Source organism: Chitinophaga silvisoli, assembly GCF_003412465.1.
In the GTDB taxonomy this organism is placed as follows: Bacteria; Bacteroidota; Bacteroidia; order Chitinophagales; family Chitinophagaceae; genus Chitinophaga; species Chitinophaga silvisoli.
The window spans coordinates 681,350-697,027 of sequence record NZ_QTJV01000002.1; the positions used below are offsets into that span (position 1 = coordinate 681,350).

Here is a 15,678-nt window from a genome sequence, read left to right on the forward strand (position 1 = left end):
TAAAACCATAGTCAACGTGAAACACATCGTAACCGCTATACTTTTATGCATGCTGATGAGCAGTACCCGCTTGCTGGCGGCCGCTGCTCCTCAACAGGATTTTGAAAAAGCCAATTCCCTTTTCAGACAGAAACAATACACTGAAGCGGCCAATATTTATCAGCGACTGGTAGATGAAGGATACAGTCAGCCAGAACTGCTGATCAACACAGGGAATGCCTGGTACAAAGCTAACCGTACCGGGCTGGCCGTGTATAATTATGAGAAAGCACTGTTGGCAGATCCATTCAGCAAAGCAGCGCAACACAATCTCTCTATTGCCAACCAGCGCGTAGAGGGTTATGTCAATGAACTTCCTCAGCTGTTCTTCCAGCAATGGTGGACGGCTATCAAATACATGCATGCTCCTAATGGCTGGGCTACCGGCGCGATTATCTTTTTCTGGCTCACCATGGCCGGCGGTATTTTGTTACTGCTGCGTCCTTCGCTGCTGCCTGTAGTTACGAAGAGTGCTACAGGATTAGCGGGCTTACTGTTCGCTTTCTACCTGTTTATGAGTATCACTACCTATGTAAATGCGACTACGCATGACAATGGCATTATCATGGGCAGTGTAGTCAAGGTAAAGTCAGCACCTGACCAGGATAGCAAGGATCTGTTCGAACTACATGAAGGAGTAAAAGTGCAGATTACTGACGGTACCAGTGAGTTCTGTAAGATAGAGCTGCCAGATGGTAAAACCGGCTGGATGGCCTGTGGGGATATCAAAAAACTATAGCCGCTCGATTCGCTCCATAAAATCCTGCTTCCGGTGCCGGGAGACAGGAATACAGCTTCCATCATTCATAATGATTTCGCCACCGTCGCCTTTCAGGTATCGGTCCATGTAGTTCAGATTCACTACATAGCTGTGGTGTACCCTGAAGAATCCTTTGTTCCGCAGCATATTTTCAATCTCTTTGAGGGAGCGGAATACAGTGGCCGGTTCTGGTGTGGACAGAAGGTGCATGCGGGTATTGATACCGTCTGCCATGCAGTACAGGATATCTTTCACCAGGATCATTCTCAGGCCTTCGGGGCTAGGTAAGCCCAGTCGCTCACCGGGATGCAGGTGCTGGTGCAGCAGTTCCATCGTATTGCCTGAGCGGGTAGGGGACTTATCTGTATGATGTGCCTGGCGTACCATGGCCTTATCTACTGCTTCCTGCAGCTCATCTTTCAGGATAGGTTTCAGCAAAAAGTCAACGACGTTGTGGCGAATTGCCTCCAGGGCATATGATTCATGAGAAGTAGTGACGATAATGGCGGTATTTATATGGCCGCAGGCTTTTATCACCTCAAAACCATTGAGGCCAGGCATTTCCACATCCAGGAAAAGCAGTTCAGGTTGATGTTTTTCTATGGCTTCAAGCGCAGAAAGGCCATCAGCACATACGGCGACGATGTTTACAGAAGGGCAATGTTTTTCTAATAACAGTTTTAGTACACTCCTGCTCAGCTTTTCGTCATCAACGATGATGGTTCGCATGATCAATAAATAATTCTTATTCCATGTATTCCTCTATGTTTATTTCAGGGCCGGGTGGTGTATAGAGTTAATACTAAAATTGAGTTGATTAGGATGGTAATAATTCTGCGTTGAAAATACAAAATCTGTTGACATTGGAACTATTTTTAATTTGACAGCTAAGCATTATCCTTCATGTGTGGGCATCATACGACTATTAACATGGAGCATGGAAATTTTGATACGATGTCCGGAAGGGTCTTCTTCTTCAGCTATCTGTGCCTGAATATGATATTTTTCATTGATCACCTGTATTCTTTCTCCGGCAATGGTGATACCTTTTTTGAGGTAGGATTGCTGGTCCAGGTCGGGGGCCTCCTGTTGTACACCGTTATCTTCAATACACACGGCAATAGTATCTCCTTCCCGGTCGATGGTAATATTGAGCATACCACCTTTGCCCGGCCTTAGGAGCAGGCGACGCCAGATGACATCCTGTACATATGGCTGTATAAGCAGGGGAGGGACAAAAGTAAGCTGCTGAGCGACAGCAGGAAGTACTTCCAGCTGGTATTCGAACTGTTGGCCAAACCGGAGCTGTTCCAGTTGCAGATAGAGCTCCAGTGCCTCCACATCTTCTTCAAGGTTCACCCATTCTTTGTTACAATTACGGATGATGAGCCGCATCAAGCGGGCAAAACGTGTCAGGTAAAGGGATGCAAGATCCGTACTGGTCGTAAGAATGTAGTGGTGTATAGCATTCAGGCTATTGAAAATAAAGTGGGGGTTCATCTGGGCCTGAAATGCATGCATTTCAAGATGGACGAGTGCCTGTTGCCTGCTTATCTCTTTTGCTACATCCTTTTTCAGCTTATTTTCCCGGTTGCGGAACAGAATCAATACCAGGGCCAGGCTCAACAAGAAAAACAGCCAATATTGCCAGCCCGCTGCATTGAATAAATCAAAGCAAAAACTCACGCCTTATCGGTTTACTATTCCAAGGATACAATTAAAATCTTAGTTCGGAATTAAATGCAAATTGTCTGACTATGAATAACAATATCCGTCAAATCCGCTTAAGCTGGAAGCAACACTTATTACTAGGCAGTATTTATGATAAAAGCGGTGTCTTTTTGCCGGTAAATGGTAGGAGAGTAGGGTTTATAGAATAAAAAATTGCGAAATACGTGATCCGCACTTCGCAATTAGTTCATTTTAGATACAGCAGGGGCTTATTCTGTAAACTTATAGCCTACGCCTCTTACTGAATGGAAATATCTGGAATTCCGGCTGTCTTCTTCGAAGTACTTGCGGAAATTGAGAATAAAGTTGTCAATAGTACGGGTGGTAGGATATACGTTGTACCCCCATACTACCTGCAGGATTTTTTCCCGGGTCACTACTTCTCCTTTGTTCTCGATCAGGAGCTTCAGGAGCATGGTTTCTTTTTTGCTCAGCTCATAGTGTTTGCCATCCTTTCCGATGCACTCCTGTGCTGCAAAATCAATTTGGTTGTCGCCGAAACGGTAGACGTTCGAGACACTATCTTTGTCCTGGATCTTCTTGTTTTTCAGGATCAGTTTTTCTACTCGCAGGAGCAGCTCTTCGAGGTTGAAGGGCTTGGTCATGTAGTCATCGCCCCCTTTTTTCAGGCCCAGTACGCGGTCCGCACTGCTGTTCTTGGCACTGAGAAAGAGGATAGGCACTTCGTTGTTCTGGATCCTGATGTTTTCGCACACGGCGATACCATCCATTTCAGGCAACATTATATCCAGTATGATGAGGTCGAAATACTCGTTTTTTACTGCTTTTAAAGCAGCGGTTCCATTATCTACAGCCGTTACTTCATAGCCTTCCAGCTCCAGGTTGAGCTTGAGGGCTTCCTGAAGATTCTCTTCGTCTTCTACCAGTAGTATGGATGCTTTTGTAGCTTCCTTCATAGTTTAAATTTCGATAAGCTTAAATTACTGATAATGTAATTTACGCCGTTTGTACGGAATATACCGGCCATGTGATTTCAAAACATGCTCCGGTAGGTACGTTATCTTTTACGATGATAGTTCCGCCATGTTGCTGTACGATCCTTCTGGTAAGGAAGAGGCCCAACCCCGATCCTTTGGCTTTGCGCGTATTCTCATTGCCAATGCGGTAAAATTTTAGGAAGATTCTTTCCCGTTCATCGACTGGGATGCCGGGTCCTTCATCTTTCACGATCAGTTTAAGCTGCCCGGCATTTTCCTCTAACCGTACGTCTATAACCGTATTTCTGGGTGCATATTTAGCGGCATTCTCCACGAGGTTGTTCAGCGCTATCTGGAGCATGAACTTATCACCATTCAGCCAAACATCTGGCAAAATATGTGCCTGTATAGAGTGTGTGGCGATTCTGCCTTTTATTTCCTTTACGCCGGTGGCTACCAGTTCGGAAAAATTGAGGTCTTCGCGGAACAGCTTATAACGGTCTGATTCCATTTGGGATGCCAGCAATATATTATTACACAGCTGATCGAGACGATTGGTTTCGCGAATGGTATTGTCCAGTAACTTGAGTCGCTTTTCCTCATCCAGTCTATGCTTACGAAGTGTTTCCAGATTGAGTTTAGCGGCGGCGATAGGGGATTTTAGTTCGTGTGTTACGGCCATCATGAAGTTCTGCTGTTGCTGGGAGAGCTTCATTTGTTTGTAGATAGAGCGGTATACAAAGAATCCGCCCATTAGGATGATGGCCAGAAAAATAATTCCTTCTCCAATGAACATGACAGTACGGCGGTACTCTGTCGTTTGGATCCGTGCCAGTTCCTGTTTGTATTCTACGGGATGTGCAACACTGTCAGTTCTCAGCACCAGGTTCTGGATCTCGAAGCGGGAAATCTGTTCGCTTTGCATAAACAGGAGTACCCCCCACCATACGAGTGCCAGGATCGTGTATGCAAGTACAAACAGATAGATGACGGAAATGGCTTTCCCGTCCTGTAATTTATTGAGTAGCTTTTTCATTGGTCCGTAAACCGGCTTTCTCCACCCGTAAGCCAACATTCATGATATCCGGAAGCGGATTTTGCCGCATGTTTTGTTCAAAAGTAAACTTATAAGTGCCTGGTTTGTTCAATATCGCCTTTGCCTGAATAGGAATCCGGTGTTCATAAATGTCGTCAAGTTTATTCACCTTGACACCATTTGGTCCACTGCCCAGCCATTTGCCATTCACATCAGCCAGGGGTAATTCAACCCTCTGGGAGATAGGTTGTCCACCCGGAAACTGCGTATTGATCAGCAGATAAATATTACTATAGGGGTATGAATCCTTGTGACGGATATTCACATAGATGTTATACAAATAGGCTGTATCTGCCGGTTGCAGGGTGACCTCAAATGCTGGCTTATAGTTGTAGGCCCATTCATGCCCCGGAATCTCCAGGTTCTTTTCATAGGTGTCCATCTTCATGGGCTCGCAGGAAGCTGCTACCAGCAACATTCCTACAGCCATCATCCGGAAGAATTTGTTCATATACTATTGCGATACGGTTTTTTATTACAGCACATTCAGCACCTGTTCTTTCGCTTTCTCCAGTTCATCTTTCATGAGTACTACCCATTGCTGGATGTTGGCATCATTAGCTTTGGAACCGGTCGTATTGATTTCACGGCCTACTTCCTGTAACACGAATCCCAGTTTCTTACCCTTGGAAGGCTCTGCTTCTTTCAGGATTTCCTTGAAGTAGCGGCAGTGGTTTTCCAGTCTTACCAGTTCTTCGGAGATGTCCAGTTTTTCTAAATAAAATATGAGTTCCTGTTCCAGGCGATTCTCGTCTATGTTTTCTTTACCTACATATTCAGCCAGCAGTGATTCGAGTCTGGTTCTTACCCTGTCTTTACGCTGGGGGTCCAGTTCTCTTACCTTGATGGTGTAGTTTTCGATGTTCTCTATGCGGGTGAGCAGGTCAGCTGCCAGCACCTGACCTTCGTCCAGGCGATGCGCATCGAGGTCGGAAATAGCCTGCTGCAGTGCTTTTTCCACTTCCTGCCATTCATCTTCAGAGATCTGCTCATTAGCGGGGCTCACTACTTCAGGGAGTTTCATCAGCACATTGAGCATATCTTCCTTGGGCAATTTCAGTTCATCGGCCAGGGTGGTGATGGACTGATGGTAGAACTTTGCCAGATCTGTATTAATGACCACCGGACGGTTTGCTCCGTTCTGCCTGATATTAACACTGGCATCCAGCGTGCCACGTACTAACGTTTGCTGCAGCTGATTGCGTATATCAAACTCGTAGGGCTTTAACAACGGGGAAATTTTCAGGTTGACTTCAAACTGTTTTCCATTCAGTGATTTTATTTCTACCACTATTGTTGTCTCTCCCCGGGTTATTTCAGCCCGTCCGAAGCCGGTCATTGATTTCAGCATATTAGAGATTTGTAAGCAACAAACCTACCTAAATTAGCCCAAAGCACAAAGAATCGTTCAAGATCAGGCCTTAAAGAGCAGGTCGTAGAGCTCCTGTTTACTGTATTCCTTCATGTCGCCTGGCTGCAAACCAGCTATAGTAGCCTTCCCTATCCGGTAACGTATAAGTCTCAACGTTGGGAAACCTACGGCTGCAGTCATTTTTCGTACCTGCCTGTTTTTCCCTTCTTTCAGGGACAATTTTATCCAGGGGGCGGGTATGCTCTTGCGGAAACGGATAGGAGGGTTGCGTTCAGGCACTACAGGATCTTCTTCAAAAAGGGTGGCCTTGCAGGGACGGGTTTTATACATCTTACCATCTATATTGATATCCACTCCCTGGCTCAGTTGCCGGATAGCGGTATCGGTCACAGCACCATCTACCTGTACCCAATATTCCCTTTCATGTGCAAATTTTGGATCCAGGAGCCGGTGATTGAGGGCCTTGTCATTGGTCAATACCAGGAGGCCTTCACTGTCATAGTCTAAGCGTCCTACCGGGTAAACATCCGAAGGAACTTTAAAAAAATCTCCCAGGCTGGCTTTTCCTTCTTCTTTGCCGAAACGGGTAAGTACCTGGAATGGTTTATATATTATATAATAATTAAATGCCATAAGGACTGATGAGCAATGCGATTTTTTGCAGGTTTTAATCTACTAAATTAGTAATTTTGGAGATCGAATACTATGTGTACGCCTTTCCATAATGCCTCGTGTATGAACTGTCAGGACCGCTTTGGATCAATTTTATTCAAGGCGGAGAAGTGCAATCTGGAAGAAATAGATGCCGCCAAGGTCTGCTCCACCTATAAAAAAGGAGAAGTAGTATTCCAGGAAGGCACCTATCCCTTCGGCATTTACTGCGTAAATACCGGCAAAATTAAGCTCTCTCATTCAGGAGATGATGGCCGCGAACAGATCGTCAGGCTGGCTAAGCCAGGTGACATCATCGGCTATAAGGCACTTTTATCGGCCGAAAGGTACACAGCTTCCGCTATCGCACTGGACGATTCCTCTGTATGCTTTATTCCAAAAGACCTTTTTATGAGCATCCTTCAAAAAGATGCGAACCTCTCTTTTGAAATGATGCGCATCATTGCCAGCGAGCTGCGTAAGGCCGAAACCAAGATTACCCACCTGGCCCAGAAGCCTGTGAGGGAACGTCTGGCTGAAACCCTTCTCTTTATTAAGGAGACCTACGGCGTGGAACAGGATGGCACCACCCTCAATGTGCGCCTGAGCCGTGAAGAAATAGCCAACCTGGTAGGCACTGCTACCGAGTCGGCCATCCGCCTGCTTTCTGAATTTAAGAAGGACGGCCTGATTGAGCTGCAGGGTAAGAAGATCCGCCTGCTCAACCAGGAAGAAATTACCCGCACCGCCAACCTACAGGACTAATTATCACCGTCCTGTCATTTCCTTTACTTCCTGATTGTTGTCACCCCGGCTCTTGACTCTTGTCATTTTTCCCCCTTTACATTGCCGGTATTTTTGCACCAAATCCTTTATCATGGCTACATTTACCGCCGTCCCTGGTATAGAGGTGGAGTGCGAACATTGCGGAGAGGCCTGTGCTGATACTACCATCGTTCTCGGGGATAAGATTTTTTGTTGTCAGGGATGTAAACTGGTGTACGAACTGCTCAATGAGAATGACCTTTGTGAATACTATAATTTAAATAATAAACCCGGACTTGCTCAAAGGATCCCAGTGAGAAAGGACAAATTTGCCTTTCTTGAAGATAATAAGATCCAGCAACAACTATTGCAGTACCGGGATGATGAACATACGCACATCACTTTTTACATTCCACATATTCACTGCAGCTCCTGCCTCTGGTTGCTGGAGAACCTGCACAAACTGGACAAGGGGGTCGAAAGCGTAACGGTTACCTTTACCCGCAAGGAAGCTCGTATTGTATACCGGCAGGAAGAAACCACGCTGCGCCGTATTGCTGAAGTATTGACCAGCATTGGCTACGAACCCTATATCAGTCTGCAGGACATGCAGCAAAAGAAACCCCGTGTTCAGCGGGACCTGATATACCGGCTGGGAGTGGCCGGTTTCTGCTTTGGTAATATTATGCTGCTCAGTTTCCCCGAGTACTTTGGTAACTACGGTTATTCCGACGCGAAAATGAATGTAATGTTCAGGATCCTGAATGTGAGTCTTTCACTGCCGGTATTCTTTTACAGTGCACAGGTATTTTTTAAATCGGCGTGGAGCGGCCTTAAGACAGGTTTCCTGAATATTGATGCGCCTATAGTATTAGCCATCGTAGTCACTTTTGTACGCAGCCTGGCCGATGTGATTTCCGGCACTGGCTCCGGTTATTTCGACTCAATGACCGGCATAGTATTTTTCATGTTGATAGGCAGGGTACTGCAGGACAAGACTTACCAGGGTTTATCTTTTGACAGGGATTACACTTCTTATTTCCCGTTAGCCATTACAATTATAAAAGATGGAAAGGAAGTGCCTACAGCACTTCCTGACATCAAAGTGAATGACACCTTACTCATACACGACAATGAGCTGATACCTGCAGATGGTATTCTGGTAAAAGGTTCCGCCCTTGTAGACTATAGTTTTGTAACCGGAGAATCGGTTCCGGTAAGCAAATCAATAGGCGAAATCGTGTATGCAGGAGGTAAGCAGTTAGAAGGAAACATCGAAATTCTGACAATAAAAGAGGTGGCGCAGAGCTACCTGACCAGTCTCTGGAACAGGGATGAACTGAAGCAGAAAGCCACCCGTCAGGAATCATTTATTCACCTGGTGGCACGCAACTTTACCTGGATCCTGTTGGCAATTGCTGCGCTGTCCGCCCTTTACTGGTGGAAATTTGATCACACCAGGATCTGGCCGGCAGCCACTTCCATCCTGATTGTGGCCTGTCCATGTACCTTATTGTTAGCTGCTTCTTTCACCAATGGTCACATTCTCCGTATCCTGAGCAGGCATAAATTATATCTGCGCAATGCGGGTGCCATAGAAAGAATGGCGGGTATAACAGACATAGTATTTGACAAAACAGGTACGCTGACCGGCAACAAGGATATTCCTGTCACCTGGCATGGTCCTACACTCTCCAGGGCGCAGATGATGAGTATCGCTTCTGTGGCGGCCCAATCAACTCACCCTCTGAGTAAACTGATCAGCGCTTTTTATCACAACATTCCGAGAGTACCTGTAAGCGGCTTCAAAACCACCACAGGCATGGGCGTAAGCGGTTATATCCAGGAGGAAGCCGTGCTCCTGGGCAATGCTGCCTTTACGGGCACCCGAACAGTACCGAACCACAATGATGGTAGTATCGTATACGTAGCTATCAATGAGCAGCCACTGGGTTACTTCCTGATCGGTAATCAATATCGTGAAGGCATCAGTACCCTCCTGCAAAGTCTGAGAACAAAAGGCTACAGCCTCTCTTTGCTCTCAGGCGATAATGACAGGGAAGCGGATTATCTAAAATCATTGATGGGAGAGGATGCCACACTCCGCTTTACACAGCAGCCACAAGACAAACTAAACTACATCCTGGACCTTCAAACAAAGGGCAAACGCGTGCTGATGATTGGTGACGGTCTCAACGATGCCGGGGCTTTGAAACAAAGCGATGTAGGTATTTCATTAACCGAAGACAGCAACAACTTTACACCCGCCAGTGACGGGATTTTAGAGGCAGGGCAACTAACGAGATTACCGAAGTTTATCAGGATCTGTATTGCGAACAAACGGATCATTGTCATCAGCTTTGTGATCTCACTGATCTATAATGTGATCGGGTTGTCATTTGCAGTGCAGGGTATCTTATCACCGCTCACAGCGGCTATCCTGATGCCTGCGAACTCTATCAGCATGATATTACTCTCATATGGCCTGAGCGAATGGGCCGACAGACGCTAAATACAGGCCATTACCTTAGTATAGAACCTGCCCGTTGCCCATTGGGGGCAAGGGGCGGGTTTTTAAGGTTCTCCTAATCAATTTATAAAGCAGGATACTGCTCAAGGGATGCACTGATTTATATCAGTGTGTTCCTTGAGCGGCATCATCGTCCCCGCAACCGTAGTAGGCTAGCTTTGTTCATGGAAATTAAAACAACTCACCCATGAGCGTGATCATTTTATTACTAGGAGCCAGTCTACTGGTAGCGATATGTTTCCTGGCGGCCTTTATCTGGTCGGTACGAAGCGGACAGTTTGAAGATCATTTCTCGCCGGCCCATCGAATTCTATTTGAGCACAAGCCAACCGAACACGCCAGCGGATCTACACCACCAGCAACACCTTGTAACAACAACAGCACTGCCACTCCAACGAATTGTAAGCAATAAGTAATCAGCAACAGGAAGTTTAATTTTTTTTCTACGATCAACTCGTCATCCGTAATCGCACAAATATGTCTCTTGAAAAATTTGCGTACGACAACCGTACCGTGAAATGGTTTGCATATGCCAGTATTGGCTGGGGGCTTATTGGTATGCTGGCAGGTCTCTGGGCCGCGCTGGCGCTGGTACTCCCGGGCATCAACCTGGACTTTGCACCTACGACCTTTGGCCGTATCCGGCCCGTTCACACCAACGCCGTCATCTTCGCTTTCGTAGGTAACGGTATTTTCATGGGTGTGTACTATTCACTTCAACGCTTATGTAAGGCGCGTATGTACAGCGACCTGCTGAGCAAAATTCACTTCTGGGGCTGGCAGGCAATCATTGCCTGTGGAGCTCTTTCGCTGTTCATGGGTTATACTACCGGTAAGGAATATGCCGAGCTGGAATGGCCTTTGGACATTGCAATCACACTCATCTGGGTTGTATTTGGTGCCAACATGCTGGGGACAATCCTGAAAAGGAGAGAGGCCCATCTGTACGTAGCCATCTGGTTTTACATCGGTACATGGGTAGCGATCGCCATGCTGCACATCATCAACTCTTTCGAGTTGCCGCTGAGCTTCATGAAGAGTTACTCCTGGTATGCAGGTGTGCAGGATGCGCTGGTACAATGGTGGTATGGTCACAACGCGGTAGCGTTCTTCCTGACTACTCCTTACCTGGGCCTCATGTACTACTTTGTGCCTAAAGCTGCGAACAGACCTGTGTATTCCTATCGCTGGTCTATCATTCACTTCTGGGCGCTGATCTTTATCTACATCTGGGCTGGTCCTCACCACCTGTTATATACTGCTCTTCCTGAATGGGCACAGTCACTGGGTACTGTATTCTCCATCATGCTGATCGCTCCGTCATGGGGTGGTATGCTGAATGGTCTGCTCACCCTGCGTGGTGCCTGGGATAAAGTAAGGGAAGATGCTATACTGAAATTCTTTGTAGTAGCTCTGACCTGTTATGGTATGTCTACATTCGAAGGTCCGATGCTCTCCCTGAAAAACGTAAACGCTATCAGCCACTATACCGACTGGACTATCGCTCACGTACACGTAGGTGCACTGGGTTGGAATGGCTTCCTGACCTTCGGTATCCTGTACTGGATGCTGCCACGCATTTTCAACACTGAACTGTACAACCGCAAATGGGCGAACACTCACTTCTGGCTGGGTACCCTGGGTATCATCTTCTATGTGATTCCAATGTATTGGGCAGCTTTCACCCAGAGCATGATGTGGAAAGAGTTTACAGCAGAAGGTCAGCTGAAATACCAGTTCCTGGAAACAGTACATACGGTAGTTCCAATGTATGCGCTGCGTGCAGTAGGTGGTGTGTTCTATTTATCTGGTGTGATCCTGATGATCGTGAACCTGGCGAAGACAATCAGCCGCGGTACGTTTGTAGCTGATGAAGCTGCAGAAGCAGCACCACTGCCAAAAGTGATCGAGGTGCATGGTAAAGCACACTGGCATAACTGGATCGAGCGTCGTCCCATTCAGCTGGCGGTATTCAGTCTGATTGTAGTAGCTATCGGTGGTTTACTGGAACTGGTGCCTACCTTCCTGGTAAGAAGCAACATTCCTACTATCTCCAGCGTAAAACCTTACACGCCACTTGAACTGCATGGCCGTGACATTTACATCCGCGAAGGTTGTTATACCTGTCACTCCCAGATGATTCGTCCTTTCCGTGACGAGGTAGCCCGCTACGGAGAGTATTCCAAAGCTGGTGAATTCGTTTATGATCACCCGTTCCAATGGGGTTCAAAACGTACCGGTCCGGATCTGGCCAGAATAGGTGGTAAATATCCTGACTCATGGCATTATAATCACATGCTGGATCCAACCTCTATGTCTCCTGGTTCTATCATGCCAAGGTACCCATGGTTATTCGAAGACAGGCTGGATAAGACCAAGACACCAGCTATGATTACAGTAATGCGTAAACTCGGTGTACCATACGCGGCAGGATATGAAAATCAGGCAAACGCAGATCTGGAGAAACAGGCAAATGAAATAGCCGGTTCACTGGAAAAAGAAAAACTGCATGTTGGTAAAGACCGTGAAATCGTAGCGTTAATCGCTTATCTGCAAAGAATGGGTAAGGATATCAAAACGAAATAAACTGATTTATCATGAAGTTCATAAACTATCTGCAATCCATCACCGGCGTAAGCATTTACCCGATGATAACATTGGTCCTCTTCTCGCTGTTCTTTGTAGTAGCAGCCATCTGGGCTTTCAAAGCACCGAAAGGCATGGTGGACCACATCAGTAATATCCCATTAGACGAAAGCTGAAACCTGACCAACAATGAAGAAAAAACTTTTTAATACAACACTGTTGTTCTCACTGCTGGCCAGCTTACCTGCGGCTGCGGAAGAATACACCTCCTACAAGCCAGATGGGCCTTCAGAACTGGGGCACCCTGTAGCTATCGTACTCCTTACCGTAATCGTAGGCCTGTTTATCGCTATCGTAATATTGGGTAGTGCAGTCATCGGTGCCATCGATATCTATAAGGAAAGGCTGAAAAACAGTAAAGCGCTCCTGATCGGAGGCTTACTGGTAGGCTGTCTCTTTTCAGCTTCTGGTGCTATGGCACAGGAAGCTGTGACATCAACAGCAGCAACAAACACGATCAGCGGTCTGTCCAAATCTTCCTTTTACCTGTTGATATCTGTAATCGGCCTTGAACTCCTCGTTATTATTGCTCTGCTGTATGCACTTCGTATCCTGGTGGGCATTAAGAGCAGACGTAAAGTAAGAGCTGAGAAAGCTGAAAAAGAAGTAGCTGAAGGCAAAAAACGTATTCACTGGCTGGAAAAGCTGAACGATACCAAGAGCCTGGATGCTGATTCCGAAGCTGAAGCAGACATGGGCCACGATTATGATGGTATCCATGAGCTGAACAATCCTACGCCTCCATGGTGGAGATATGGCTTCTATGTCAGTATCGTATTTGCAGTAGTGTATCTCTGGCGATTCCAGGTTGCTCACTCAGCACCATCACAGATAGAAGAGCTGGCCATTGCCAATGCGAAAGCGGATGAAGCAAAAGCTGCCTATCTGAAAAATGCGGCGAACAATGTGGATGAAAATACAGTAAAACAGCTGACAGATCCTGCGGACCTGGCTGCTGCGCAAAAACTCTTTGCGAGCAACTGTGCTCCCTGCCATGGCCCCCAGGGTCAGGGTGTGGTAGGACCGAACCTCACGGATGACTACTGGTTACACGGTGGAACTATCAATAAGGTATTTACTACCATCAAATATGGAGTACCTGAAAAAGGGATGAAGTCATGGAAGGATGATTTCTCTCCTGTGCAACTGGCACAGCTGGCAAGCTATATAAAAAGTATCCATGGCTCTAACCCTCCTAATCCAAAGGAGCCACAGGGTAATCTGGAAAAATAACCTATCACGGGCCGGACTGACCGGTCAAACGGAAACCAGTTCCGGCCCACTTTTTAACGCGTATCACAATGGATACAACGTTTCGAGACAGTTTGGCGACTGTGAATAAACAAGGGAAACGCAATTGGATCTATGCACAGAGACCTAAGGGTAAACTTTATAATGCGAGAAGTATTCTTAGTTATCTCTATTTCATTGCGTTTTTCGCCGGACCGTTTATTAAAGTAAACGGCCGGCCCCTTTTTCTGATTAACGTAGTTGAAGGCCGTTTTATCCTCTTCGGCGCTATTTTCTGGCCCCAGGATTTCTTCATCTTCGGGTTGGCAATGGTAGCCTTCATTCTCTTCATAGTGATCTTCACGATGGCCTTTGGCCGCCTCTTTTGTGGCTGGGCATGCCCCCAGACCATCTTTATGGAGATGCTGTTCCGAAAGATAGAATACTGGATAGAAGGCGATGCGGCTGCACAGCGAGTACTGAATCAAGCTCCCTGGAATACAGACAAGATTATCAAAAAGACCAGTAAGCAGGTGTTATTTTACGCGCTTTCATTCCTGATCGCAAACACCTTTCTGGCTTATATTATAGGTATAGACAACCTGTCGCGCATTATTACGGGACCTGTAACTGAACATATTGCTGGCCTTACGGCCATGCTCATTTTTGCAGGCATTTTTTATGGAGTCTTTGCTTTTTTCAGGGAGCAGGTATGTACAATTGTGTGTCCGTATGGCCGTCTTCAAGGCGCATTGCTGGACAAAAACTCCGTTATCGTAGCTTACGATTACTCCAGGGGAGAACCCAGGAGTCACTTTAAAAAACAACAGGATGCCGCCTTCGGGGATTGTATAGACTGTGCACAGTGTGTGAAAGTATGCCCCACAGGTATCGACATCCGCAATGGCACCCAGCTGGAATGCGTAGGTTGTACCGCCTGTATTGATGCATGTAATTTCATGATGTCAAAGGTAAACAGGCCTTTGAACCTGATCCGTTATGCATCGGAAGATGGTATTGCCAACAATAAGCCGCTGACAATCACCCCCCGTATGAAGGTGTACAGTGCTATCCTGATTCTGATCCTCACCGCCATCACTTTTATGCTCACAAGCAGACAACCTGTAGGCGGCGATATCATCCGTACACCGGGTATGCTGTACCAGGAAAGGGGACAGGACAGCGTGTCTAACCTGTACAGTATAAAACTGATCAATAAGACAACAGCCGATATTCCGCTGACGTTGAGACTGGAAGGGATTGCAGGTCGTATCCAATCTATTGGTGCACCCGTGATCAAGGTGAAAGCAGAGGCGCAGGGAGAAGGTACCTTCTTTATCGTATTGCCCAAGAGCGCGATCGATAAAAGGAAAACCGTACTGCATGTAGCATTATATGCAGGCGACAAGAAAACCGGTTCCATTAAAACTACTTTCCTGGGACCGATCCAATAACATTCTTAAACTAATCATCATGAACTGGGGACATAGCATCATCGTAGTATTCGTTCTTTTTGCGGCCGGTATACTCACATTGGTCACCAAGAGTATGCATGCACATGTGGAAATGGTGAACAATGATTATTATGCGGAAGAGCTGAAATACCAACAGGTGATAGATGGACGAAAAGAAGCAGCATTGCTGTCGGCACCGGTAAAGATCGATCAGGCAGCCGATCAGATAGCAATAACTTTCCCTCCTGAAATGCAGGGAACGCCGCTGAGTGGCAAGATCTATTTTTACAAGGCGGCAGACTCCCGTCAGGATGTAACCGTTCCACTCCGTTCCGGCATTGAAGGAACGGTAAGCATCAGTAAACAGAAACTGAGTAAGGGAGACTACCAGGTTAAAATGGAATGGGATGCCAAGGGCAAACACTATTTCCAGGAAGAGAATATATCGGTGAACTGACTTTAATAT

Annotated in this window: 16 protein-coding genes; 9 read left to right on the top strand and 7 right to left on the bottom strand. The window is 46.5% G+C overall.

The features are described from left to right. The first annotated feature begins 16 nt into the window (after positions 1-16). A complete protein-coding gene (locus DXN04_RS08945) occupies positions 17-778 on the top strand; it encodes an SH3 domain-containing protein (RefSeq protein WP_147319880.1) in 762 nt (253 codons plus the stop codon). Here the strand turns inward: DXN04_RS08945 and DXN04_RS08950 are convergent. The 7 genes from DXN04_RS08950 to DXN04_RS08980 all read right to left on the bottom strand — a co-directional run bounded on the left by DXN04_RS08950 (position 773) and on the right by DXN04_RS08980 (position 6,569). Then, the gene (locus DXN04_RS08950; protein WP_116852996.1) at positions 773-1,528 is read right to left on the bottom strand and encodes a LytR/AlgR family response regulator transcription factor; all 756 of its coding nucleotides are present in this window, start codon (positions 1,526-1,528) and stop codon (positions 773-775) included. The two genes, DXN04_RS08945 and DXN04_RS08950, sit on opposite strands and share 6 nt — an antisense overlap. A gap of 165 nt (positions 1,529-1,693) precedes the next feature. Beyond that, on the bottom strand, positions 1,694-2,485 hold the full coding sequence (locus tag DXN04_RS08955; protein ID WP_116852997.1) for a sensor histidine kinase: 792 nt from the start codon (positions 2,483-2,485) through the stop codon (positions 1,694-1,696). 254 nt (positions 2,486-2,739) lie between these two features. Next, complete coding sequence (locus tag DXN04_RS08960; RefSeq protein WP_072358857.1) at positions 2,740-3,447, bottom strand: response regulator transcription factor; 708 nt, start codon at positions 3,445-3,447, stop codon at positions 2,740-2,742. Between the two features lie 40 nt (positions 3,448-3,487). Beyond that, the gene (locus DXN04_RS08965; protein WP_158568922.1) at positions 3,488-4,504 is read right to left on the bottom strand and encodes a sensor histidine kinase; all 1,017 of its coding nucleotides are present in this window, start codon (positions 4,502-4,504) and stop codon (positions 3,488-3,490) included. Beyond that, positions 4,485-5,015 carry a gliding motility lipoprotein GldH gene (locus DXN04_RS08970; RefSeq protein ID WP_116852999.1) on the bottom strand — a complete coding sequence of 177 codons (531 nt, stop codon included), beginning with the start codon at positions 5,013-5,015 and terminating at the stop codon, positions 4,485-4,487. The genes DXN04_RS08965 and DXN04_RS08970 overlap by 20 nt, the downstream gene beginning before the upstream one ends. A gap of 24 nt (positions 5,016-5,039) precedes the next feature. After that, positions 5,040-5,915 (bottom strand): YicC/YloC family endoribonuclease, encoded by an 876-nt coding sequence (locus DXN04_RS08975; protein WP_116853000.1) that lies wholly within the window; start codon positions 5,913-5,915, stop codon positions 5,040-5,042. Positions 5,916-5,978: 63 nt separating this feature from the next. Beyond that, positions 5,979-6,569, bottom strand: coding sequence for a pseudouridine synthase (locus DXN04_RS08980; RefSeq protein ID WP_116853001.1), 591 nt, complete (start codon positions 6,567-6,569; stop codon positions 5,979-5,981). A 102-nt stretch (positions 6,570-6,671) separates the two neighbouring features. On the opposite strand from DXN04_RS08980, the gene DXN04_RS08985 reads away from it, so the two are divergent. From DXN04_RS08985 to DXN04_RS09020, 8 genes are all read left to right on the top strand, one after another. Continuing rightward, complete coding sequence (locus DXN04_RS08985) at positions 6,672-7,352, top strand: Crp/Fnr family transcriptional regulator (RefSeq protein WP_233525546.1); 681 nt, start codon at positions 6,672-6,674, stop codon at positions 7,350-7,352. A 112-nt stretch (positions 7,353-7,464) separates the two neighbouring features. Beyond that, positions 7,465-9,864, top strand: coding sequence for a heavy metal translocating P-type ATPase (locus DXN04_RS08990; RefSeq protein WP_116853003.1), 2,400 nt, complete (start codon positions 7,465-7,467; stop codon positions 9,862-9,864). Between the two features lie 205 nt (positions 9,865-10,069). Then, positions 10,070-10,294, top strand: coding sequence for a cbb3-type cytochrome oxidase assembly protein CcoS (gene ccoS / locus DXN04_RS08995; RefSeq protein WP_116853004.1), 225 nt, complete (start codon positions 10,070-10,072; stop codon positions 10,292-10,294). Positions 10,295-10,359: 65 nt separating this feature from the next. After that, a complete protein-coding gene (gene ccoN / locus DXN04_RS09000; RefSeq protein ID WP_116853005.1) occupies positions 10,360-12,468 on the top strand; it encodes a cytochrome-c oxidase, cbb3-type subunit I in 2,109 nt (702 codons plus the stop codon). An 11-nt stretch (positions 12,469-12,479) separates the two neighbouring features. Beyond that, positions 12,480-12,644: a CcoQ/FixQ family Cbb3-type cytochrome c oxidase assembly chaperone gene (locus DXN04_RS09005; RefSeq protein ID WP_116853006.1), complete on the top strand. Its 165-nt coding sequence runs from the start codon at positions 12,480-12,482 to the stop codon at positions 12,642-12,644. A gap of 13 nt (positions 12,645-12,657) precedes the next feature. Next, positions 12,658-13,761 (top strand): cbb3-type cytochrome c oxidase N-terminal domain-containing protein, encoded by a 1,104-nt coding sequence (locus DXN04_RS09010; RefSeq protein ID WP_116853007.1) that lies wholly within the window; start codon positions 12,658-12,660, stop codon positions 13,759-13,761. Between the two features lie 68 nt (positions 13,762-13,829). Beyond that, on the top strand, positions 13,830-15,212 hold the full coding sequence (ccoG, locus tag DXN04_RS09015) for a cytochrome c oxidase accessory protein CcoG (protein ID WP_116853008.1): 1,383 nt from the start codon (positions 13,830-13,832) through the stop codon (positions 15,210-15,212). A 19-nt stretch (positions 15,213-15,231) separates the two neighbouring features. After that, a complete protein-coding gene (locus tag DXN04_RS09020; protein ID WP_158568924.1) occupies positions 15,232-15,669 on the top strand; it encodes a FixH family protein in 438 nt (145 codons plus the stop codon). Positions 15,670-15,678 lie beyond the last annotated feature (9 nt).

Excerpts from the sequence above, each read along its gene's own strand:
- DXN04_RS08950 (WP_116852996.1), bottom strand. The coding sequence starts at position 1,528 with ATGCGAACCATCATCGTTGATGACGAAAAGCTGAGCAGGAGTGTACTA.
- DXN04_RS08960 (WP_072358857.1), bottom strand. The coding sequence starts at position 3,447 with ATGAAGGAAGCTACAAAAGCATCCATACTACTGGTAGAAGACGAAGAG.
- DXN04_RS08965 (WP_158568922.1), bottom strand. The coding sequence starts at position 4,504 with ATGAAAAAGCTACTCAATAAATTACAGGACGGGAAAGCCATTTCCGTC.
- DXN04_RS08970 (WP_116852999.1), bottom strand. The coding sequence starts at position 5,015 with ATGAACAAATTCTTCCGGATGATGGCTGTAGGAATGTTGCTGGTAGCA.
- DXN04_RS08975 (WP_116853000.1), bottom strand. The coding sequence starts at position 5,915 with ATGCTGAAATCAATGACCGGCTTCGGACGGGCTGAAATAACCCGGGGA.
- DXN04_RS08980 (WP_116853001.1), bottom strand. The coding sequence starts at position 6,569 with ATGGCATTTAATTATTATATAATATATAAACCATTCCAGGTACTTACC.
- DXN04_RS08985 (WP_233525546.1), top strand. The coding sequence starts at position 6,672 with ATGAACTGTCAGGACCGCTTTGGATCAATTTTATTCAAGGCGGAGAAG.
- DXN04_RS08990 (WP_116853003.1), top strand. The coding sequence starts at position 7,465 with ATGGCTACATTTACCGCCGTCCCTGGTATAGAGGTGGAGTGCGAACAT.
- ccoS (WP_116853004.1), top strand. The coding sequence starts at position 10,070 with ATGAGCGTGATCATTTTATTACTAGGAGCCAGTCTACTGGTAGCGATA.
- ccoN (WP_116853005.1), top strand. The coding sequence starts at position 10,360 with ATGTCTCTTGAAAAATTTGCGTACGACAACCGTACCGTGAAATGGTTT.
- DXN04_RS09005 (WP_116853006.1), top strand. The coding sequence starts at position 12,480 with ATGAAGTTCATAAACTATCTGCAATCCATCACCGGCGTAAGCATTTAC.
- DXN04_RS09010 (WP_116853007.1), top strand. The coding sequence starts at position 12,658 with ATGAAGAAAAAACTTTTTAATACAACACTGTTGTTCTCACTGCTGGCC.
- ccoG (WP_116853008.1), top strand. The coding sequence starts at position 13,830 with ATGGATACAACGTTTCGAGACAGTTTGGCGACTGTGAATAAACAAGGG.
- DXN04_RS09020 (WP_158568924.1), top strand. The coding sequence starts at position 15,232 with ATGAACTGGGGACATAGCATCATCGTAGTATTCGTTCTTTTTGCGGCC.